This is a genomic window from Micromonospora sp. NPDC005806 (assembly GCF_042871425.1).
In the GTDB taxonomy this organism is placed as follows: Bacteria; Actinomycetota; Actinomycetes; order Mycobacteriales; family Micromonosporaceae; genus Micromonospora.
In genome coordinates this window covers 149,102-168,397 of sequence record NZ_JBIAIL010000014.1, presented here as the reverse complement: position 1 = coordinate 168,397, position 19,296 = coordinate 149,102, and the positions used below count along the sequence as shown (strand labels likewise).

Annotated in this window: 20 protein-coding genes; 8 read left to right on the top strand and 12 right to left on the bottom strand. The window is 69.7% G+C overall.

Translation table 11 applies throughout. The features are described 5' to 3' along the window. Positions 1–62 precede the first annotated feature (62 nt). The 7 genes from xerC to ACFYOS_RS17435 all read right to left on the bottom strand — a co-directional run bounded on the left by xerC (position 63) and on the right by ACFYOS_RS17435 (position 6,085). Positions 63–1,043 carry a tyrosine recombinase XerC gene (gene xerC / locus ACFYOS_RS17465; protein ID WP_387142020.1) on the bottom strand — a complete coding sequence of 327 codons (981 nt, stop codon included), beginning with the start codon at positions 1,041–1,043 and terminating at the stop codon, positions 63–65. Then, entirely contained in the window at positions 1,043–1,258 is a 216-nt protein-coding gene (locus ACFYOS_RS17460) for a helix-turn-helix domain-containing protein (protein ID WP_387142017.1), read from the bottom strand. Before ACFYOS_RS17460 ends, xerC begins: the two co-directional genes overlap by 1 nt. Positions 1,259–1,278: 20 nt before the next feature. Then, complete coding sequence (locus ACFYOS_RS17455; RefSeq protein ID WP_387142014.1) at positions 1,279–2,997, bottom strand: replication initiator; 1,719 nt, start codon at positions 2,995–2,997, stop codon at positions 1,279–1,281. Beyond that, positions 2,994–3,620 (bottom strand): DUF2637 domain-containing protein, encoded by a 627-nt coding sequence (locus tag ACFYOS_RS17450; protein ID WP_387142011.1) that lies wholly within the window; start codon positions 3,618–3,620, stop codon positions 2,994–2,996. The genes ACFYOS_RS17455 and ACFYOS_RS17450 overlap by 4 nt, the downstream gene beginning before the upstream one ends. After that, positions 3,617–5,047 (bottom strand): FtsK/SpoIIIE domain-containing protein, encoded by a 1,431-nt coding sequence (locus tag ACFYOS_RS17445; protein ID WP_387142008.1) that lies wholly within the window; start codon positions 5,045–5,047, stop codon positions 3,617–3,619. Before ACFYOS_RS17445 ends, ACFYOS_RS17450 begins: the two co-directional genes overlap by 4 nt. A 3-nt stretch (positions 5,048–5,050) precedes the next feature. After that, positions 5,051–5,506 (bottom strand): hypothetical protein, encoded by a 456-nt coding sequence (locus tag ACFYOS_RS17440; RefSeq protein ID WP_387142006.1) that lies wholly within the window; start codon positions 5,504–5,506, stop codon positions 5,051–5,053. Between the two features lie 87 nt (positions 5,507–5,593). Then, complete coding sequence (locus ACFYOS_RS17435; RefSeq protein ID WP_387142003.1) at positions 5,594–6,085, bottom strand: hypothetical protein; 492 nt, start codon at positions 6,083–6,085, stop codon at positions 5,594–5,596. A 99-nt stretch (positions 6,086–6,184) separates the two neighbouring features. Between ACFYOS_RS17435 and ACFYOS_RS17430 the strand changes: the two genes are divergently transcribed. The 4 genes from ACFYOS_RS17430 to ACFYOS_RS17415 all read left to right on the top strand — a co-directional run bounded on the left by ACFYOS_RS17430 (position 6,185) and on the right by ACFYOS_RS17415 (position 11,131). Continuing rightward, entirely contained in the window at positions 6,185–7,000 is an 816-nt protein-coding gene (locus ACFYOS_RS17430; protein ID WP_387142000.1) for a GntR family transcriptional regulator, read from the top strand. Continuing rightward, positions 6,997–7,749 carry a glycosyltransferase family 2 protein gene (locus ACFYOS_RS17425; RefSeq protein WP_387141997.1) on the top strand — a complete coding sequence of 251 codons (753 nt, stop codon included), beginning with the start codon at positions 6,997–6,999 and terminating at the stop codon, positions 7,747–7,749. The genes ACFYOS_RS17430 and ACFYOS_RS17425 overlap by 4 nt, the downstream gene beginning before the upstream one ends. Positions 7,750–8,000: 251 nt before the next feature. Next, positions 8,001–9,605, top strand: coding sequence for a tetratricopeptide repeat protein (locus ACFYOS_RS17420; RefSeq protein WP_387141994.1), 1,605 nt, complete (start codon positions 8,001–8,003; stop codon positions 9,603–9,605). 698 nt (positions 9,606–10,303) lie between these two features. Next, complete coding sequence (locus tag ACFYOS_RS17415; RefSeq protein ID WP_387141991.1) at positions 10,304–11,131, top strand: hypothetical protein; 828 nt, start codon at positions 10,304–10,306, stop codon at positions 11,129–11,131. Between the two features lie 38 nt (positions 11,132–11,169). Here ACFYOS_RS17415 and ACFYOS_RS17410 read toward each other — a convergent pair whose 3' ends face one another. From ACFYOS_RS17410 to ACFYOS_RS17400, 3 genes are all read right to left on the bottom strand, one after another. Then, entirely contained in the window at positions 11,170–11,955 is a 786-nt protein-coding gene (locus ACFYOS_RS17410) for a hypothetical protein (RefSeq protein ID WP_387141988.1), read from the bottom strand. 135 nt (positions 11,956–12,090) lie between these two features. Next, a complete protein-coding gene (locus ACFYOS_RS17405) occupies positions 12,091–12,495 on the bottom strand; it encodes a hypothetical protein (protein WP_387141986.1) in 405 nt (134 codons plus the stop codon). 230 nt (positions 12,496–12,725) lie between these two features. Next, the gene (locus ACFYOS_RS17400) at positions 12,726–13,301 is read right to left on the bottom strand and encodes a hypothetical protein (RefSeq protein ID WP_387141983.1); all 576 of its coding nucleotides are present in this window, start codon (positions 13,299–13,301) and stop codon (positions 12,726–12,728) included. Positions 13,302–13,478: 177 nt separating this feature from the next. On the opposite strand from ACFYOS_RS17400, the gene ACFYOS_RS17395 reads away from it, so the two are divergent. Further along, entirely contained in the window at positions 13,479–14,087 is a 609-nt protein-coding gene (locus ACFYOS_RS17395; RefSeq protein ID WP_387141980.1) for a type IV toxin-antitoxin system AbiEi family antitoxin domain-containing protein, read from the top strand. After that, complete coding sequence (locus ACFYOS_RS17390) at positions 14,084–14,983, top strand: nucleotidyl transferase AbiEii/AbiGii toxin family protein (RefSeq protein ID WP_387141977.1); 900 nt, start codon at positions 14,084–14,086, stop codon at positions 14,981–14,983. Before ACFYOS_RS17395 ends, ACFYOS_RS17390 begins: the two co-directional genes overlap by 4 nt. Before the next feature lie 129 nt (positions 14,984–15,112). On the opposite strand, the gene ACFYOS_RS17385 is transcribed toward ACFYOS_RS17390, so the two are convergent. Together ACFYOS_RS17385 and ACFYOS_RS17380 are read right to left on the bottom strand one after the other, a co-directional pair. Next, positions 15,113–15,433: a GYD domain-containing protein gene (locus ACFYOS_RS17385; RefSeq protein ID WP_387141974.1), complete on the bottom strand. Its 321-nt coding sequence runs from the start codon at positions 15,431–15,433 to the stop codon at positions 15,113–15,115. Between the two features lies 1 nt (position 15,434). Beyond that, positions 15,435–15,656, bottom strand: coding sequence for a hypothetical protein (locus tag ACFYOS_RS17380; protein ID WP_387141971.1), 222 nt, complete (start codon positions 15,654–15,656; stop codon positions 15,435–15,437). A gap of 104 nt (positions 15,657–15,760) precedes the next feature. Between ACFYOS_RS17380 and ACFYOS_RS17375 the strand changes: the two genes are divergently transcribed. Together ACFYOS_RS17375 and ACFYOS_RS17370 are read left to right on the top strand one after the other, a co-directional pair. Further along, entirely contained in the window at positions 15,761–15,955 is a 195-nt protein-coding gene (locus ACFYOS_RS17375; RefSeq protein ID WP_387141969.1) for a hypothetical protein, read from the top strand. A gap of 67 nt (positions 15,956–16,022) precedes the next feature. Beyond that, the gene (locus ACFYOS_RS17370) at positions 16,023–19,295 is read left to right on the top strand and encodes an ATP-binding protein (protein ID WP_387141966.1); all 3,273 of its coding nucleotides are present in this window, start codon (positions 16,023–16,025) and stop codon (positions 19,293–19,295) included. Position 19,296: the final 1 nt, after the last annotated feature.

The window sequence follows — 19,296 nt, the reverse complement described above, 5'->3', positions numbered from 1 at the left end:
GTCGCAGAACCAGATACCGGAGACCTCTTCAGTTATCGATCACCGCCACGCCGTGACTTCGATCAGACCCACCCAACTTTTGAAACACGCCTTAGTCGCGTGCAATTGCGCGGATCCAGCGGGGTGCCGATCGGCGTGGTGAAGACGTAGCCGAGGCTCGGCCACTTCGCCCCGAGCGCCAGCCGTTCCGCCTCCTGGGCGCGTTGGTGATCCCTAAGCGCCCGGACGACCAATGCCGGCAGCGGCACCGCCCGCGCAGAACGCTGCGTCTTCGTCGGGAAGGTCGCCAACTGCCCCGCCACCCGATGCAGGCTGCGCCGAACCCGCAGGACACCCGCCTCCAGGTCCACGTCATCCCACCGCAGGCCCAACGCTTCACTACGGCGAAGACCGAGCACCGCGAACACCACGAACAGCGCATGCAGCCGGTGATGCCGGGTCAAGGTGAGCAGCGTCCGGACCTGCTGGACCGTCAACGGCTCCCGCTCCTGCTTCGCCGGCCGAGGTGCCCGCACCAGCCTCGCCACGTTGCGCGGGATGATCTCTTCCCGCATGGCGTCCTCCAGGGCCGCCCGCAGCACCGCGTGCGTCAGCTGCGCCGTCCGCTCGCCAACGCCGTCGGCCGAGAGTGCGGCGAGGAATTGCCGAACGTCTCGGGCGCCCAGCTGGCCCAGGCGCTTCCGCCCGAGTCTCGGCACGAGGTACTTCGCGATCAGGTCCCGGTACGACCGGGCTGTGTTCGGCCGCACCCGAGGGGCGGCTACCTGCTCCATCCACTCTTCGAGGTACCGGCCGACCGTCAGGCCGGCGGGAGCGACAGGTGCGCCCGCTCGGACCTGCTTGCGGATCTCGACAAGCTTCGTCTCCACCTCCTCCGGCGACCGTCCGTAGACGTAGCGCCGTGACTCCCCGCCGCCCGGCTTCGGCACGAAGTACGCCGCCGTCCAGCGACCGTCTTTGCGCAGGTAGATCGAGCCCTCACCGTTGCCGCGCTTGGACCGCCGCGGCTTCCGCGCCGCTGTCGGCTGCTCGTCCTGTCCCATCAGTTCTCCCCGGCTTCCAGGCGAGCCACGTACTCCCGCAGGGCAGTTGCCGAGATCCGGCGTGAACCGCCGGCCTTGACCGACCGCAGCTTGCCGGAGCGGATCAGGTCGAAGACCTTGGACCGGCCGACGTTCAGGACCCGAGCCACCTGCTCTGGGCGGAGCAACAGCGGCGGCAGGTCATCAGCCGGCAGCTCCCACAGCTGCACTGGCACTGGCCGAACGTCCGAGACAGTCACCGTTCCTCCTTGTCCTGAGCGTCGAGAGAGGTTGCCGAAACATCGGGCGGGTCGGCGGCCCGTCGTGCAGCGTCGAGCTGTGCCCGCCATTGGATGCGTTCGGAGATCGCTCGCAGGACCCGATGGCCGAGGGGCGGGACGTCGGGGTCGGTGGGTCTGGCGAGTTCCCAGGCGTGCCGCACTGTGTCGGAGCGGGCCGGGGCGGTGGTGGCGTCGGTGGTGACGCCGAGCAGGGCCTTGACCCATTCGCGGCGGTCGGCGCGGTGGTCGGTGAGGGTTTTGCCGGACCATTGGCGGGAGATGAGGACGCGTCGGCCGCCGATGCCGAGGGTGTCGCGCTTGTGGACCTTGTTCTTGCAGTTGCCGGGCTTCAACCCGGGCCGGGCTTTCTTGGGTTGGATGCCGTGGAGCAGCCAGTTGGCGCACCGCTCCGAACAGGGCGTGTGCCGCAGTTCTTGCCAGAGCCGTTCGAGGTGTGCCCGCTGTCGGCCGGTGGTGACGTCGTGGCAGTCGGCGGCTTGCTTGGTGAGGTATTTGGTGATGTAGCCGACGCACCGGTCGGCGTCCTTGGTGCCGGCGAGCACGCCCTTGGCATCCACCTGACTGCCGAACCGGACAACGTGAACCGGCTCGGCGTCGGCGTCGACCAGGTCCAGGGCGTCATCCCAGGACGGGAGGAGCCGGCCGGTGCCGGGGTCGGTGTAGCCGCCGGCTGCCTGGTCCCATTGCGGCGCCCGTCCCGGTTCGTAGACCGGCTCGGTGGCGGGGGGCCACCACACCTGGTGGTAGGTGGCGGCGGCGACCTGGCGGACGAGGGTGCGGGGGATGGTGCCTCGGATGGCGAAGTGCGCGTGAGGGGCAAGCCGTCGTTGCGGCTCGACCGCGCCCGCGTATTGGACGTTCCAGCCGACCGCGCGGCGCAGGTTCTGCCAGAACCGATCCAGCAGGCGGGGGAAGTGCACCGCGTCCCAGGCGGCTCGCCGGTAGTCGTAGGCGTCCGGGTCGGCCGGCGTGCCATCGGAGTGCACCCGCCCGTAGGAGCCAAGGGTGAGGGTCAGGAACATCGACGGCCGGAACACCTGCCCGCCGTGACCCTCGAAGGTCCGCCCGACAGTGCGGTTCTCGACCGGTAAGCGGGGCAGATCCGGGGCGTCCTGCCGCCGCTTGGTCGACCGCACCCGGCGGTTGCCGTCACCCGCCTCCTGGTCGTCGTCGCTGGCGTGGGGTGGGGCGGGTCGGCCCCGGAGTCCTTCGGTGGTGATCTGGGCTTCCAGCTCTCCGATCGCGTCGTCCAGGTCGGCGACCTGATCCCACTCGGAGGCGCGGGCCGCTTCGTCGCGGGCGAACTCGAGATGCGCCCGGGCGACGATCAGGCCGCGTTGCGCGTCGGTGGCAGGTTGGGGGCCGGGGTCGGGTTCGTCGTCGCGGTGCCAGCCCTCGCGGATCTGCTGCTGCCGCAGCCGGCGGGCACGCTTGGCGCAGGCGGGGCACTTGGCATCCTGCGTTGCGCCGCAGGGCAGGTCGATCACCTCGGTCTGCCCGGAGTCGAGGTCGGTGCGGCGCAGGGAGATGGGGCGGGTGCAGACGCCGTAGTCGGCGGCCAGGTCGGCCACGACGTCGACGGAGCGGGGCATGAGCATCCGGGCGGCCCGGGAGCCCGGCCGCGGCTCCACCGGGGTGGGGTCGAGGCCGGGCAGCGCCGGTGTGATGGTCATCGGCTCACTTCCCGAGTCAGCGGGGTGCCGTTGCGGCGGACGAACGCGGCCGGGGGCACCGGGGCAACCGGGGCCGGGCGGGTCGGTTCAACCGGGACCAGGGCGATCGGTTCCGGCGCGGTGGCGGCCGGCGTCGGCTCGACGGGCGGGGCGGGCGGCTCGACCGGCCGGGCCGGCGGGGCGACGACTGGAGCCGGGGCGGCGGCGGGTTCCGTGGCCGGGGCCGGGGTGGTGCCGAGGATGAGCTTGGACAGGCCCATGAAGGCCAGGGCGGGTACGGCGGACAGCAGCCAGCCGGTCAGGCCGGGTTTGGCGACGGCGAGCTGCGCGGCGAGGGACAGGACGACGGCGGCGACGAGCAGGAACATCGGGTAGCCGACTGATCCGCCGGTGCGCTTGCGGCGGCGGATGGTGAGCAGGGCGGCGACGGGGACGAGTTCGGAGATGACGGCGTTGGCCCAGCCGAACCACTGCCCGGTCCCCTGGGGTGAGTTGTCGAGGGTCCAGTCCTTGACGTGGGTGAACGAGGCGGCCCCGGCGAAGCCTGCGACGGTGAGGAGGATGACGACGAGGACCAGGCCCTCGATGCGGTCGGCGCGGGTGTGGGTGGGGTGGGGTTTCACGCGGCACCGTCCAGGACTTCACCGTCGATGACCCGGAGTCGGCCGTAGGTGTGGGCCATGTCGCGGATCTCGTCATCACTGAGGTAGGAGAAGCGGACCCGCATCGGCGTCGGATCACCGTCGATGACCACGAACCCGACCCCGGGCAGGGACTGGGGGATGCGGTCGCAGAGTGCGCCTCGGTCGCGCATCCCGTCGCCGAGCACCAGGTCGACTTGGGCGGCTTCCGCGAGTCGCAGGCCGATGCGGGTGGGGAACAGGTCCCGGAACGGCAGCACCTCCTTGCGAGGGTCCTGAATCGCGGCGACCACGTGCACACCAACCGCGCGGCCCTGGGACAGCAGGATCGACAGGGCGGCCTTGATGCGGTCTTTCAACTGCCGGTCGGTCAGGTACGCGGTGAGGTTCGCCAGCTCGTCGATGACGAGGACGATCAGCGGCTCGTCCGGGGTCGGGACATGTTGGCGGGTCCGGCCGTGCAGGTTCCGGGCACGGTTCTTTGCTAGGGCGGCAGCGTCCTCGATCAGGTCGCACATGGCCGGGTAGTCGCGGCAGGCGAACCGGGCGAACATCGGCGCGCCGATCCCCAACTCCATGCCGCCCTTGGGGTCCAAGCCCCACAGCTGTACCAGGCCGGTGGTGGCTCCGGCGGCGAGGGAGCGGACCACGGACCAGATGACGGAGCCTTTCCCCGATCCGGTGGCGCCCACCACGAGGACCTGAGTGCCGAACAGCCGCAGCCCGTAGCCGTTGCCGTCTTCCTGACGTCCTACGGGCAGGGCGGTGAATTCCGGCACGGCCGGCACCGGCAGCGGCCGCACCAGCTTGGCGAGGGGGTCACCGCGGAACAGGGTCAGCAGCACCAGGTCGGTGCGCCGGCCGGGGGCGGCTTTGACCTGGCGGACGCCGAAGGTGTGGGCGAGGCGTTCGGACACCTTGGCGAAGTCGTCGGGGATCTGGCCGGTGACCATCCGCACCGTCACCACATCCACCCCGGCACCACACCGGACGCCCTTGAGGATCGGCAGGACCGTGTGCCGGTCGAAGGAGATGGCGAGGCGGGCGGTGACCATCGCCGCGTGCCACTTCCGGCGGTAGACCATCCGTCGGTAGCAGGACAGGACCGGCCACCATCCGAACCGCAGGAACGAGTCCCGATGCGCCACACACCAGGCCCCGGAGACCAGCGGGACGGCAGCGAGCAGGCCGACCGGACCCGCCCAGCCGAAGCGCAGGTAGAGCCAGCCGAACACGACTGTCGGGGCGGTGACGTACCAGAAGCGGAGCAGCAGCCAGACGAGGCGGCAGAAGCCCTTGAGGGTCCACCAGGTCAGCGCCAGCCACGTCGGCACCCGCAGGACCGGGGTACGCACGGTGATCGGGGCCGGGTCGATCCGATCACCCCGAATCACATTCACCAGCGGCACGGCTCAGCCCTCCCCTGCGGCGGCGGCGAACAGGGAGCCCTGCCCCGGCGAGCCGGGACGGCGACGAACCACCCGACGACGCACCGGGCGAGCCGGGACGAGGGCGGCCAGGTCGACCGGTCCCGTCTGCGGGGCGGGGACGTGGCGGGTCATGGTCGGCAGCCACCGGCCACGCCCGAGGACGGCGCGCAGGTCGACGCGGTCGGAGACGTGTGGGGCGATCAGGTCCGGGTCGAGGTGGCGCAGCTTCACCACCGTCCGCGCCAGGGCTGCGGCGGCGGCGGAGATCTCCACCAGCGCAGCGACACGGACCGCGTCGGCGGGAATGGTGGTGTAGACCTCGCGGGCGGCCCGAATGCCGGGGCCGGCGAGGCGCATCACGGTGCGGCGGTGGGTGCGGCGGTGCGGGCCGGGGCGCGGGTTCCCGGCGATGCTGACAGCGTTCGATACCGTGGGCATCAGCCCAACTCCTTCCACGGAGAGACGGTTAGCGCGGGGCGGGATTCGACTTGGCGGAAGAGGCCCGCCCCGCGCGTCCAGATCTGGTCAGGCCGCCTGCTTCACGTCGGCCGCTTCCGACATGGCCCCGGCGCGGATCGACCACGCCTGCCGTGCCCGGCACTTCCCCGAGCCCTTGCACCGCTGCGAGTCGACGTAGGGCGTGAGGGTCACGTCGGTGAACTCCACCGCCGGCGGATAGCCCGGGATCTTCGACGCCGGCGGCACCGGCTGCACCGGCGCGGCGATCTTCACCTTCACTTCCTTCGAGCCGCCGAACTTGCCGGCCTCCGGGTCCAGGTCCAGGACCTTCACCACCCACAGCCGCTCGCCCGTGTCCTTGTCCCGCGCCTGGTCATCACCCTGACCGCGCTTGTCGAAGTCCGTCACCGGCTCCACACCCAGGCACAGCGCGCCACGCGGGAACACGTAGTCGAACGGAACCGGAACCTTGATCGTGTTCGGGACTGCCATCCCTGACCTCCTGGTCTCAGCCCTCCCGATCGGGAGGAAGCTTGTAGACATGTCTGCCAAGTGCATTGACGAAAGGCTAGATGTTACTTGGCAGACAAGTCAACAGCCCGCGTTCCACATGTCGGGACGGCAGACATGTGAACAGGTGAGAGGTAGCGTGACGACGTGATCGAACGTGACTGGCGGCCCCGGTACGTCCAGCTTGCCGAGGAGCTGCGCGACAAGATCCTGAGTGGGGAGATGCCCGCCGGGAAGCCGATGCCGAGCGAGACCGAGCTCGCAGCATCCTCCGGTCTCTCGCGCACAAGCGTGCGCAACGCCCTCCGCCAGCTCCGCGAATGGGGCCTGGTCCGTGCCGAGCAGGGGCGCGGCACCTACGTCCGCGCGCCACGCGCGCGAGTGCGACGCAGGAACATCGAGCGGTACCAGTGGGAGAAGGACCGCGTCCACCAGTCGGAGGACGAGCGAAGGTCGACCGGAGGCACCGAGCGCGACACCGGTCTGACAGTCGATGATCTCCAGTTCCACGCGCGCTACCGAACCGTGCCAGCTACCGACGACCTCGCCCGGCGATTCGGCGTCCCGCCCGGAACGCAGCTTCTCCAACGGGTCTACTGGACCAGCGCCAAGCATGAGGACGTCCCGCTGAGCATGTCCCGCTCGTACCTGCTCTACGACATGGCGGCGGCGAACCCCGCACTACTCGACGAGACCAACGAGCCCTGGCCCGGCGGCACGCAGCACCAGCTCTCGACCGTCGGCGTCGAGGTCGACCGCATCACCGACGAGGTGACTGCCCGGCCGCCGATGCCTGACGAGGCGGACATTCTGCGGATCGAGCCCGGCGTTTCCGTTCTCGCCCTTTACAAGACGTGCATCGACGCCAGCGACAAAGTGGTGGAAGTGGCCGAGGCCGTCTACCCGGGCGACCGGACCGAGCTCGTCTACGACATCAAGCTCAAGCGGTGGAGCAAGCGGTGAAAGTCGTCTCGATCATCACGCCCGTTCACGAGATCAGCGCGCCCTACCTGACCGACGCGTACGCCTCACTGCTCAAGCAGGAGCTGCCCGCCGGATGGCAGTGGCAGTGGCTCGTCCAGGAGGACGGGGATTCCGGCACCATCGAGGACTTCCTGCCGGACGACGAGCGAATCAGCTACGGCATGGGCCGACACGGCGGACCCGGCGTTGCCCGCACCCTCGCGCTCGGCCGCGCCGAAGGCGAACTCGTCAAGGTGCTCGACGCCGACGACCAACTCACCGAAGGCGCACTCGCACGAGATATCCACACCCTCGACGAGCACCAGGACGTGGGTTGGACCACCGCCCGGGTGCTCGACCTCATGCCCGACGGATCCACCGTCGGATGGGAGCACAGCGACCCACCCGGCGGACCGTTCGAACGCGGCACCGTCTACCAGCATTGGCGCCAGCACCACCGCCTTCCCGTGCACCCCGCGACGCTGTGCGCCCGACGGCAGCTCCTTCTCGCGCTGGGCGGCTGGATGGCTCTGCCCACCTCCGAAGACACCGGCCTGCTCTTCGCCCTCAGCATCATGAGCCGCGGCTACTTCATCGCGGAGCCCGGCCTGCTCTACCGCAAATGGCCCGGACAGATCACCGGTCAGGACACCCACACAGACGCACGCCAGCGCGCCGAGCGAGAGAGGATCATCCAGGCACGCGCCGAGGCCCTGCTCGCGATGTTCCCCACCGAGCCCGTTCTGTGATCCGACACCAGATCCGCGACATTCATCCGCCAACTGATGTGCGACAGATCCAGCGGCCTCGGGGCGGCAGGTTGGCCGCCGACGAAACGTCCTGTCATGCCGATGCGCGTGCGCTTGTGCCGCGATCCGCACGCTACACGGCGTCACGAAGTGCTGACTTGGCCGGCATGCGCACATGCCATTGAACGGTCCAACCTGGGGCACGACGCCGAGCCCCGTGGGTATTGATCGTTGGCCTTATATTCGCCCGTGTGGAGTTGGCGGGTTGGCGTAGATGGCTGCGGCGGGGAGCGCGGGAGGACGCACCGCTGCGCCGGGTCGGGGCGGTCGTCGATGAGGCGGTGGATCTGTTCCGCGCCGGCCGTTTCGACGACGCGGTGGAGACGGGTCGCCGGGCTGTGGAGATGTTGCATGGCTTGGCAGCGCGGGACCGTGGCACCGCTCTGCCCGCTCTCGTTTTGGCATGCACCAACCTGTCCTACTACTTATCGGACGCTGGGCGGCCGGCGGAGGCGCTGGAGCGTGCCGAGGAGGCGGTCCAGCTTGCCCGGGAGCTTTACACCATCGACCGCCGCCACGAGGAGCAGCTCGCCGAGGCCCTTGGCGCGCTCACCAGCCGGCTTATGAATTCGGGCCGGGCGCCGGAGGCGCTAGCTGCCGGCCGTGAGGCGTTGGCGCTGATGGATGCATACTCTGACGTCCTCCTGTCCCGGCTGCTCGAGCCCTACGCGATGGCGTTGGCGGCGACCGGTCACCACGCCGAGGCGCTGCAAGTCAGCGACCGCGCCCTACAGTTGCAGCGCGGGCTGGCCGCGGATCAACCGGTCGGCTCGGAGATGCACAACGCCCTGGGCAGGGTCTTGAGCCTCCACGCCAACCGGCTGTACGAGGCAGGGCGGTGGGAGGAGGCGGTCGAGGTCGGCGCCGAGACGGTCACGCATTTCCGTGAGTCGATGACGCACAGCCGGCCACGGCGTCTCGTCTACTTGGTGATTGCCTTGAAGAACCAGGCAGTTTACCTGGCTGGGGTACGACGACCGGCGGAGGCTCTGGCGGCGGCCGCGGAGGCGGTCGAACTGAGCCGTGAACTGATCGCAGCCCAGCCCGAGGTGCATCATCCGCTGCTCGCCTCGTGCCTGGACACGTACGGCGGGCGGCTCAGCGACATGGACCGGGAAGCGGAGGCCGTGGCCGCGACCGATGAGGCGGTTCAGCTGTATCGCAAACTGGCCGCTGTCGACCGGGGTGCCTACCTGTCGAGGCTGGCCGAGGCGGTGAGCACCCTTGGAGCCGTCACCGAGGATCGAAAGGCCAGCCTCGCGCTCACGACAGAGGCTGTGCAGATGCGCCGGGAGCTCGTTGCTGACAACCGGGCCGGGCACCTGCGCGAGCTGGCACTGTCGCTGTCCAACCTGGCTAACGGGCTGTCCGAGTCCGGCCGGCTCGACGAGGCCCTGGCCGTTGGCGAGGAGACCCTCGAACTGCAGTGCGAGTTCGCGGCGACGAACCGGCCCGCAATCCTGTCGCGACACGCAGAGATGCTGAGGCGACAGGCGATACGGCTGGACGACGCAGGCCGCACGGTCGAGGCGCTGGCGCTCGGCGAGGAAGCTGTCGCAGTCGCTCGCGAGGCGGTCGCCGGCAACCGGGCCGCCAATCTCAAGATCTTGTCGTTCGCGCTCGAGGATCAGGCGGCACGGCTAGAGAATCTGCCCCGTCTCGGTGCACGGCAGGCGCGACGGCACGGGGCCACGCCGAGCTACAGCAAGAAGAAGGCGCGCAATGCACAGGTCATGGCGCGGGAGGCGGAGGAGTTGTGGGCGGAGTACCAACAAGGAGGTTCCGCCTCGGGCTGAGCGACGGAACGGCGTCCGCTCAGCGGCTTCAGCCAGCTAGCATCACCGCCCCGACCGAATGGATGGCAGAGACAAAGGACGCAACCGCGACGACCCGCGACGACAAGACCCCTCAGGCTCTCGCCCAAGCCGTAGCGTTCATCGCCTGCGGCCGGTCCGCGGAAGGCCGACGAGCACTTGCCCGCGCCATGAACCCGAACCAGCGCTGGCCCAACCCTGGCTACGCACCCTCGTCACCCCACCTCAACAACGACTGACAGATCCGCTCATAGCCGCGATCAGCGCGCCGAGGTGTCGTAGATCAGTTGACGGAGGACACCACCGAGTCCGTTCGCACTGCCGAATAGAGCTCTTAAGGATCAAGGCGGCCCGCAAAGCGGGCCGCGCCGGCCCGGCCCCGGCCTGCTGGCGACCTCCGGCCGGCATCGGCCGGGCCGGCCGGCCACACTTGCGGACGACCAGGACCTAGAAGACCTCGGGGCTCCGCCCCGAACCCCGACCCTCCTCAGAGATCAGCCGCGGATCACCTCGCCGGGCACCACAAGGGCTACCAGCCTCCCCGGACGGGGCCAAGGTCGTTCGTCCAGCAGGGCGCTCCACCTTGTCCCCGTCCGGGGAGGCTGGACGGTCGGAGACTGCCCGACGAGGAGATCCGCTCGCATGGCATAGGGTGCTGCCACCGCAGAGAGGGGGTTAACTTGCCGGACACCGGGCTTCAGCTTGGCCTCACGGACAACGCCTACAACTTCCTGAACGAGTCCATGCGCAACACGATGCGGGCCGTGGAGGACATGTCGCAGTGGACCTTCGCCATCGTTAACGCGGCCCAAGCGATCGAGCTACTGCTGAAAGAGCGCCTACGCAGAGAACACAAGCTGTTGGTGTTCACGGACGTCGACAAACCGCGTCGCCACACTGTCAGCCTGGATAAGGCATTGGACCGCTTATCCTCCTGCGGCGTCGAACTTGAGCGTGAAGACCTAGACAGGATCAGGCGTGCCCGAGACCTAAGAAACGATGTAGTTCACTACGAGGTTTCCGCCACTGAGGGCCAGTTGGAGGCGGCGTACGTCGACCTCTTCGAGTTCGCCCACGTCTTTCACCAGCGCGAGCTAGGAGAGGAGCTGCACCCGCACCTAGCGCCGGAGCTGCATGGTATGGAGGCAGCGCTGATGGAGCGATTCCGTCGAGACTTCGTTACCTATCAGGGCGAGCACATGGTGAAGGCGTTCCCGAGCGAAATCGTCGAGTCTCAGCAGATTACCCATATCGCCATAGAAGGATCGGAGTACGAACGTATCCGGTACGGAGGTGAAGGCTACTGGGAATTCGGCAACATCTCCGGCAACTGCCACGACTGCGGAATCGTTGCTGGCCAACTCCACGCCATAACCTGCGATATGGAAGAGTGTCCGAAGTGCCGTGGCCAGCTTCTTAGCTGCCCGTGCCAGATCGATGGTGATGACGAGGCCGACCAGTTGGAGGACGACGAGGACCAGGTCGCCGCCTCATCGAACGCGCCGTGAGCAGACGCATGGTCACGTAGGTACAAAGCCGGAGAGTGCTAACGAGGACAACGAGGCAATGCCTTGCTGGTCGTCCGGTGTAGCGGATTCCCGCTAGATGGCGAGCAATACTGCCGATCCTTCACCTTTTCCTTGGGTAACCGCAGGACGGCATTTTTGTCCTCGAAGAAGACAGCGATCTCATTGTCTTCGCTCTTGAGGACGTAACCACGCTTAGGTGTTCCATCAACTACGAGACGCTCCGGAGCTAGCCACATAGAACTGCTCGTAAGGGATATCAGCAGCGTCGAAAGCACGATGCCCTTTAGGAATCTCTTGTTTTCGTCCCGCGATTCCTCCTGACTCTTCGTTCGGTCCGCGAAGTAGAACCATGCGGCGATCGCCAGGGGTAGCAGCGCATAAAGGGCAAGATCAAACCAGTGCACCGCAGTCAAAGTTATGTACGAAACCACAACGAGCAGGAATATGACTTTAGGGGGGCGGTCTCTACAACCAGCGGAGCCCACTTCGGCCGCTAGCCCCATGGCAAGAAGATAGAGAGCGGTTGGAATCGCCAGAACTAGAAGCGCAACCGCGAGGTCAGCCCCGCCCGAGTTCGCCACGATGGCCAGTGCCACCGTCTGGTTGTAATCAGCCACCACAAGAATTCGGAAGGCAGACAGCGGCACCGCGAGAACCGCAGCGATACCTAGGAGTTCTAAGTACGGCTTCAGCGTTTCGATCGACGCGATGACGGACCGCGACTCTCGGCGGCTCGATTCTTGCTCCAGCTCCTCACGCTGGCTCGGAACCTGCGCTCGGTTCTGCTTCTGCCGTTGCGTCACGCGTGTCAGCCTAGCGAGACCCGGACATTCTCCGATGGCGACGCGACGTTGCAGGGAGCTGCGGATGCGCTCGCCGTGCCATCCACGTGCCAGTAGCCAGTACCCCCGACGGTCACCAGGGGGCACGAATGGTAGCTACTCTCTGGCCGCTGCACCGGCAAGCGCGTATGCAACGACGACCAGAGCGCCGACCAGGAGCCATGGTGGCGCAAAGGTAGGGAGGTCGAGTGCCCCCCACCCGCAGATGAGCACCCCACTGATCAACAGGCCTAAAAGCGAGACTGCCCAAGGGCGTCGCAAGCCGGCGGCCCATGCGACGAGTAGGCCGAGAACCGCGCCGCCCGGGATTCCGACCCCAAGCGTGACGAGGACGGTGGACCCGAGGGTTTCCGGACCGTCGATCTCCGGATGGCGGTCGACGACCGAGCTCGCATACTGCGTCGCCAGGTAGAAGGCGCCGGAGACTGCAAGACCGGCGAAGGCTCCCCGCAACCCATCCAACAGCGAGGTTGGCACTGCGCGGCCGGGCGAGGCGGTCATGCCGCAAGCATCGTCTACTGACCTGCAAAGCACCAACCGCCGCGCGACCGCCAACGACCGCCATTGGTGACAGCAACGAATGACAGCAACGCCGCCGGACTGGCGGGCACGGGGTAGGACGGTGACAGGCGTAGAGCCAAGACTTACAAACGATGACGGACCGTCTCGGACGGCTCCGCCGAGGCTACGGATCAGAAGGTCAGGGGTGTCGATCCCGCCGGCTGACGCCCTCAGGCCACGCCGTGCGACTGGGTGCGGGCATCGAGCGGTCCGCGTCGTCGCCGTAGCCGACGGTTCCACCACCCTGGACGGGTCTGCGCCTGGTGGCGCAGTCGCCGGTGCTCCCAGTGCTGGTACGCGATGAGTCCCGGCACAAGTCCGAGCATGGCTATCGGCAGGTATAAACGGGCGCTGCGGTTCTCCCGGGCGATCGCGAGCAGGCCCGTTACTCCCGAGAGGTAGAGGATCGGGTTGTAGAAGCGCATCAACTCGGGTCCCAGCCCCTCGCAATCCGCCAACCAGGGCAGACCTGTTCTGGTGCGGCGGGTGGGCCAGCCGAGCAGGTGAGCCGATACCGCCGCGATGCCGAAGCCGTTCGCCGCCGCGAGCAGCTCGTCGGCGGACTCGTCGCGACCGCTCGCTGCCAGCACGCCGCCGGTGACGACGGTCCAGAAGCCCGCGGCGGCGTACGGCCCGATCACCGAGGCCAGCGGCATACCAACGCCGGCGCCCAGTTCGAAGACAACGTGTCCCGCGAGGCTGACCACGGTCAGCCGGGTCAGCGGTCGGCGTCTCGCGGGCGGCACGGCGACCCCCGATCTCGTCAGCCACGATCCGTCATGACTCGCCCGACTTTATCTGTTCCGCGACATTTGATGAGCGGAGATGCATGAAGTCAGGGTCCGCCGCCGACCAGCAGCGGCCGCCAGAACATCGGCAAGGAAATCCGTTACATATGGCTGCTACCTGTATAGGATTTTCTTGTGGGGTCTGCGGAGAGGTCAGCAGCCGATAACGGCGGTCTCGGTGTGCTTCCGGCCACCTTCACCTACTCACAGGCCCTGTCAGCCGGCCTCACCGAGTGGCAGCTCTACCGGCTGCGCGACCATGGCCTCATCGAACCTGTCGGCCGCGGCCTCTACCGACGTCACGATGCCGAGGCGGTGGACATCGACCTTATCGAGGTCGCTCGTCGGTCACCGCTCGCTACGCTCTGTCTGACCACGGCGCTGGCGCGGCACGGCCTGATTGACGAGATTCCCTCCCGCATCGATGTCGCGCTGCCTCGCGGCCGACATCGGCCCGTCACCATCGCGCCCGTCGCCTGGCACTCGTTCGACCCCGCCACCTTCGACATTGGGCGCACCAACCTGCCCCTCGATCTGGAGACCTCGATTGGGCTCTACAGCCCCGAGCGCAGCATCGTCGACGCCTTTCGCCTCCGGCATCGCGAGGGGCCGGATTTGGCCTACGCGGCGCTGCGCCGATGGCTGCGCCAGCGCGGCGCATCGCCGTCGAGATTGCTGGCGATGGCCCGGCAATTTCCCAAGGTAGAGCGACCGATCCGAGAGGCGCTGGAGATCCTGCTGTGACCGCACGCCCGACCCGAGCCACCGTTGCCGGCCGCGCCTACCTCGACCTCCAGAACCTCGCGCGCCGCACCGGCCGCCCCACCGATGAACTGCAGCAGTTGTACGCCCTGGAAGGCTTTCTCGCTCGCCTGGCTCAATCCCCTTATGCGGACAGGCTCGTACTGAAGGGCGGCGTGTTGATGGCCGCCTATGCCGCCCGCCGGCCCACACGGGACGTGGACCTCCAGGGCCGATGGATCTCGAACGACACGGACGACGTGCTCGGCGTCATCCGTGACGTGGCGAGTCAGCCGCTCGACGATGGCCTGCGCTTCGACATCAGCACCGCAAGCGCAGAGACGATCCGGGATGACGACGTCTATACCGGCGTCCGCGTCAGCCTCACTGGCAGCCTCGCCGTTGCACGACTGACCTTCCACGTCGATGTCAACGTCGGCGATCCCATCTGGCCCGATCCGCAGCCAATCAAGCTGCCCCGCCTGCTCGACGGGGAAATTGTGGTCACTGGCTACCCACTCCCCATGGTGTATGCGGAGAAGTTGGTGACGGCAGTGCAGCGCGGTGAGGCGAACACCCGATGGCGGGACTTTGCCGACGTGTACCTGCTCTCCGGACAGCACAACGTGGATGGCGACGAGCTTGCGATGGCCATGCGACGGGTTGCCGAGTATCGCGAGGTGATGCTGGTCCCGCTGAGCGAGGTCCTCGATCGCTACGCGACGCTGGCCCAGCCACGGTGGGCGGCTTGGCGACGCAAGCATCGCCTCGACGATCGGCTGCCCCAGGACTTCGAGATGGTCTTGCACCGCCTGTTCGCGCTCGCCGATCCCGCACTGGTTGGATCCTCGGGCGGATGGGCCTGGAGCGCAGCATCCACCGGATGGACGGAGGTGTGACCGCTGCTGGCGCGTATCAGCGATCTTGAGCAGGTACGACCGTACGCGTGAGGCAGGTCCACGCCGGTCTGCGTCTCGACCTCGGCCCCTGATGGCGCGAGCGACTCAGCGCCACGGCGAGCGACGGTGTCACTCGCCCGGGGGTGTGTAACCGGTCGGCATTCGCGCCGCCTCGTCCACCTCGGCCGGGCTGAGCAGCGGGACGACCTGCGTCCGCAGGCCGCGCGCCGCGCCGATCGCGATGGCGAGCGCGGCGGCGGTCCGGTGGTCGGGCAGGTCGCACAGCACGTAGGTGTCATCGTCGGCGAAGGCGAAGTGGATCGACGCCAGGTGCCCGCCGGCGTTCTCCACCAAGGCTCGTACGACCTCGGCGCGTCTGGTGCCGCCGTCCCGGATCAGCCCGTGAAGCCCTTGTGCGGTGTATGTCGACTTGAGCAGGAACGTGGGCACCTCAACGCGTCCCCTGCCGTTGTATCCGCTGCGAACCTTCGACCTTGGCCCGGCCCTGGTCGCGTTCGGTGCCCGATGTCCCGGTCGCGGCGCGCAGGTGCCGGCGCTCCGGCGAGTGCTCGACCTCCGAGCCCTGCCGACCCCGGGGGCCGCTGCCCGGGTGCCGCCGCCCACGTGCCGACTCGCCGCCCGGATCGTGCTTGTTCTGCTTGTGGCTACCCATGGGGCGCGGGTACCCGGTGCGTCTGCGGCTAGTCATGCCCCGCCGGTCCCTTGGACCTGACCTGCACACTCTGGGAGCAGGCAGCTCAGCCCGAGGGGATCGACATGCGGTGGTTCATCGTCCTGATCATCATCGTGCTCGCCGTGCTCGCAGCCCGGCTGTGGCGCCGCACCCGGCGTGCCCCCATCGACGGCGACCGCCAGGTGCGCGACCTGCGCGCGTCCACCGAGGCCCGTCGGCGGCTCGACGACCAGCGGAGCCGGGAAGACCGGGGCGGCGTGGGCGGCTGGAGCCTTTGACTAACCCTGGGCGGCGGTCGCGTCCGTGCCCGGCCGCGTCGGACCGGTCGGCTACCGTCGGGAGGTCATGGAGCCGCGGGTCCGCGAGGCGATCATCGGGCGGGAGCATCCCGCAGGCCTGCTGCGCGCCGAAGTGGACCGGGTGACCGCGAGTCACGGCGGCCTCGTCCTGGTCGCCGGCGAGCCGGGCATCGGCAAGACCACGCTGGTGACCGCGGCGGCAGCGGAGGCCCGGCAACGCGGCGCTCTCGTCCTCGGCGCCGCCTGCTGGGATTCCGACAGCGCACCCGGCTACTGGCCCTGGGTACAGGTGCTGCGCCGCCTGCGCCGCGACGCCGACGACTGGGCCCTGGCCCGCCAGGCTGCCGAGCCCGGCCTCCTGGCGCTGCTCGGCGAGACCAGCGACACCGAATCCGCCGGTCTCCCCGGCGACAGTGGCGACGACGATGGCCAGGAGGAGTTCGCGCTCCACGACGCGGTGACCACCGCCCTGGTCGCGGTCGCCCAGCGCCGGCCGGTCGTGGTGATCCTCGACGACCTGCACTGGGCCGACCCCGCCTCGATGCGGCTGCTGCAGTTCGCCACCCGGCACACCTGGTTCGAGCGGTTGCTGCTGATCGGCACTTATCGCGACGCGGAGGTGGAGTCCGGTGACCACCGGCTGCGCCCGCTGCTGCTGCCGCTGACCGCGAAGGCGACCACCATCACCCTCACCGGCCTGTCCCGCGACGAGGTGGCCGCGCTGATGACCCGCACGGCCAACCGGCAACCCGACGCCGGCCTCGTCGACGAGGTGCACCGGCGCACCGGCGGCAACCCGTTCTTCGTCGAGCAGACCGCCCGGCTGTGGAGCGCGGACGGGCTCGTCACCGCCATCGCGCCCGGCGTGCGGGAGGCCGTACGCCGGCGCCTGGACCACCTGCCCGCGACGGTGGTCGAGGCGCTCACCGTGGCTGCGGCCCTCGGCCGCGCGTTCCACCGCCAACTCCTCGCCGCCTGCGTGCCCAGCCCGGCCGCGCAGGTGGACCGGCTCCTCGACCACGCGGTGTCCGCCCGGCTCGTGGTGGCCCGCGGCGGCGGCCGGTTCGCCTTCGCCCACGACCTGGTCCGGGAAACCCTCTACGACGGAATGCCCGACGCCGACCGGCGAGCCCGCCACGCCGCCGTCGTCCGGGCCGTCGACCGATCGGCCGCCCTCGCCGACCAGCTGATCCCGGCCGACCTGGCGCGTCACGCCTGGCTCGCCGGCAGCGACCTCGACCCGTCCCAGGCCGCCGACCTGCTGGTCACCGCCGCCCGGGACGCCGGTGGCCGGCTGGCCGTGGAGGAGTCGGCGCGGCACTTCCGCCGCGCGCTGGAGGTCGCCGGCGAGCCGACCCGACGCGTCAAGATCATGGTCGAGCTGGCCCAACTGCTGCACCACAGCGGCGGTCGCGACGAGGCCGAACGGCTGCTCACCGACGCCGCGACGCTCGCGCGCACGGTCGACGAACCGGCCGTGCTGGCCCGCGTCGCGCTCACCGTCCACCGGCAGCCGGCACCCACCCGTCGCCGGTCCGACCCGGACAACCTGGTGCGCGAGGCGTACCGGCGGCTCATCGGCGAGCCCGACGGCAGCGTGCCGCTGAGCACCCTGGCCGCCGACCTCATCACCGCCACCGAGACGCTCGCCCGGCACGGCCACGACGACGAGGCACTCACCTTCAGCCTGTGGGCCCGCCACGACACCACCTGGGGGCTGGGCACCGCCGCCGAACGGGCCGCGGTCACCGCCGAGATCCGCGACGTCGGCCGCCGGACCGGCGACCGGGAGACCGAGCTGTGGGCGACGTCGCTGCGCTGGGTGGCGCTATTGGAACTCGGCGACCCGCGCTACCACCAGGAACTCACCGCCTTCGTCACGGGCTGCCGGCAAGGCGACGTCGCCCGCCACCGGATGGCCGCGGCCATCGACGCCGGCATCATCGCCGGGTTCCGGGGTGACTTCGCCGCCGCTGACGAACACTTCGCCGAGATGGACGGGTACGGCGAGTGGGAGCACTCCGACCACGCGTTCATGGGGCACCACCTGCGCTGGGCGCGGCTGCTGCTGCAGGGTCGGTTCGCCGAGCTCGACCCCCTGCTCGACGGGCTCGACGCGGCCGGCCATCCACATCCGGAGCTGCTCCGGGCGATCACCGCCGCCGAACGCGGCGACCCCGAGACGGCCGTCCGGCTGACCGCCGGCATCGACGCCGCCGGCACGACGTATCCGCGCCCGGTGTCACCGCTGTGGCTGCGCCTGCGCGCGCAGGCCGCCGCGGCGACCGGCGACCAGCGTCGCTGCGCCGAGGCGCGCGAGACGCTGGCCCCGCACCGGGGCCGGTGGATGGCCGCGCTGTTCGGCTGCGACCTCAGCGGCCCGGTCGACCACTGGCTGGCCGGCGTCGACGCCGCGCAGGAGCGCTGGGACGACGCCGTCGCCGGGTTCGAGGCGGCCCGCGACGCCGCCGACCGGATGGGGGCTCGCCCCTGGTCACTGATCAGCCGTGCCGCGCTGGTCGACGCCCTCACCGCGCGTGGTCGCGCGGGCGACGCGGCCACCGCGGCCGAGCTGCGCGCCGCCGCCGCGGCCGAGGCGCGAGCGCTCGGCATGGCGCAGGTGCTGCACCGACTGGGCGTCGCGGCTGAGGAACCCGCCGTCGTGGGCCGCCCGGCGCCGGCACCGGCCGCCCCCGGCCCCGCATCCGCCGCGCCGTCGGGCGACGGGCGATCCGCCGCGGCGGCCCCGCCGGCGGCACCCGTCGCGGCTCTCGAGCACGAGTTCCGCCGCGACGGCGCCGTGTGGCGGCTCGCGTACGCCGGGACCGTGGTGCACCTGCCCGACGCCAAGGGCCTGCACGACCTACGGCTGCTGCTGAGCCGCCCGGGCGTCGACGTGCCCGCCGTCGAGCTGCTCGACCCGGCCGCCGGGCCGGAACTCGTCGCCGCCCGCCGGCTCGGCGGTGACCCGGTCCTCGACGACGAGGCGAAGGCCCGTTACCGGCGCCACCTGCAACGGCTCGACGACGAGATCGACCGGGCCGCCGGACGCGGCGACGAGGCGAAGGTGGCCGCCCTCGACGCCGAACGCGCGGCGCTGCTGGACGAACTGCGCGCCGCCGCCGGGCTGGCCGGCCGCAGCCGCCGCCTCGGCGACGAGGCCGAACGGGCCCGCAAGGCGGTGACCGCCCGGATCCGGGACACCCTGCGCCGGCTCGCCGACCGGCACCCGGCGCTCGCCGACCACCTGCGCGACACCGTCTCCACCGGCGGCTCCTGCCGCTACCTCCCACCCGAGCCCCTGCCCTGGCGCCTCTGAA

Bases quoted from the DNA above. Each gene is read 5' to 3' on its own strand.
- xerC (WP_387142020.1), bottom strand. From the start codon at position 1,043: ATGGGACAGGACGAGCAGCCGACAGCGGCGCGGAAGCCGCGGCGGTCC.
- ACFYOS_RS17455 (WP_387142014.1), bottom strand. From the start codon at position 2,997: ATGACCATCACACCGGCGCTGCCCGGCCTCGACCCCACCCCGGTGGAG.
- ACFYOS_RS17440 (WP_387142006.1), bottom strand. From the start codon at position 5,506: ATGCCCACGGTATCGAACGCTGTCAGCATCGCCGGGAACCCGCGCCCC.
- ACFYOS_RS17435 (WP_387142003.1), bottom strand. From the start codon at position 6,085: ATGCACTTGGCAGACATGTCTACAAGCTTCCTCCCGATCGGGAGGGCT.
- ACFYOS_RS17405 (WP_387141986.1), bottom strand. From the start codon at position 12,495: ATGACCGCCTCGCCCGGCCGCGCAGTGCCAACCTCGCTGTTGGATGGG.
- ACFYOS_RS17380 (WP_387141971.1), bottom strand. From the start codon at position 15,656: ATGGGTAGCCACAAGCAGAACAAGCACGATCCGGGCGGCGAGTCGGCA.
- ACFYOS_RS17375 (WP_387141969.1), top strand. From the start codon at position 15,761: ATGCGGTGGTTCATCGTCCTGATCATCATCGTGCTCGCCGTGCTCGCA.
- ACFYOS_RS17370 (WP_387141966.1), top strand. From the start codon at position 16,023: ATGGAGCCGCGGGTCCGCGAGGCGATCATCGGGCGGGAGCATCCCGCA.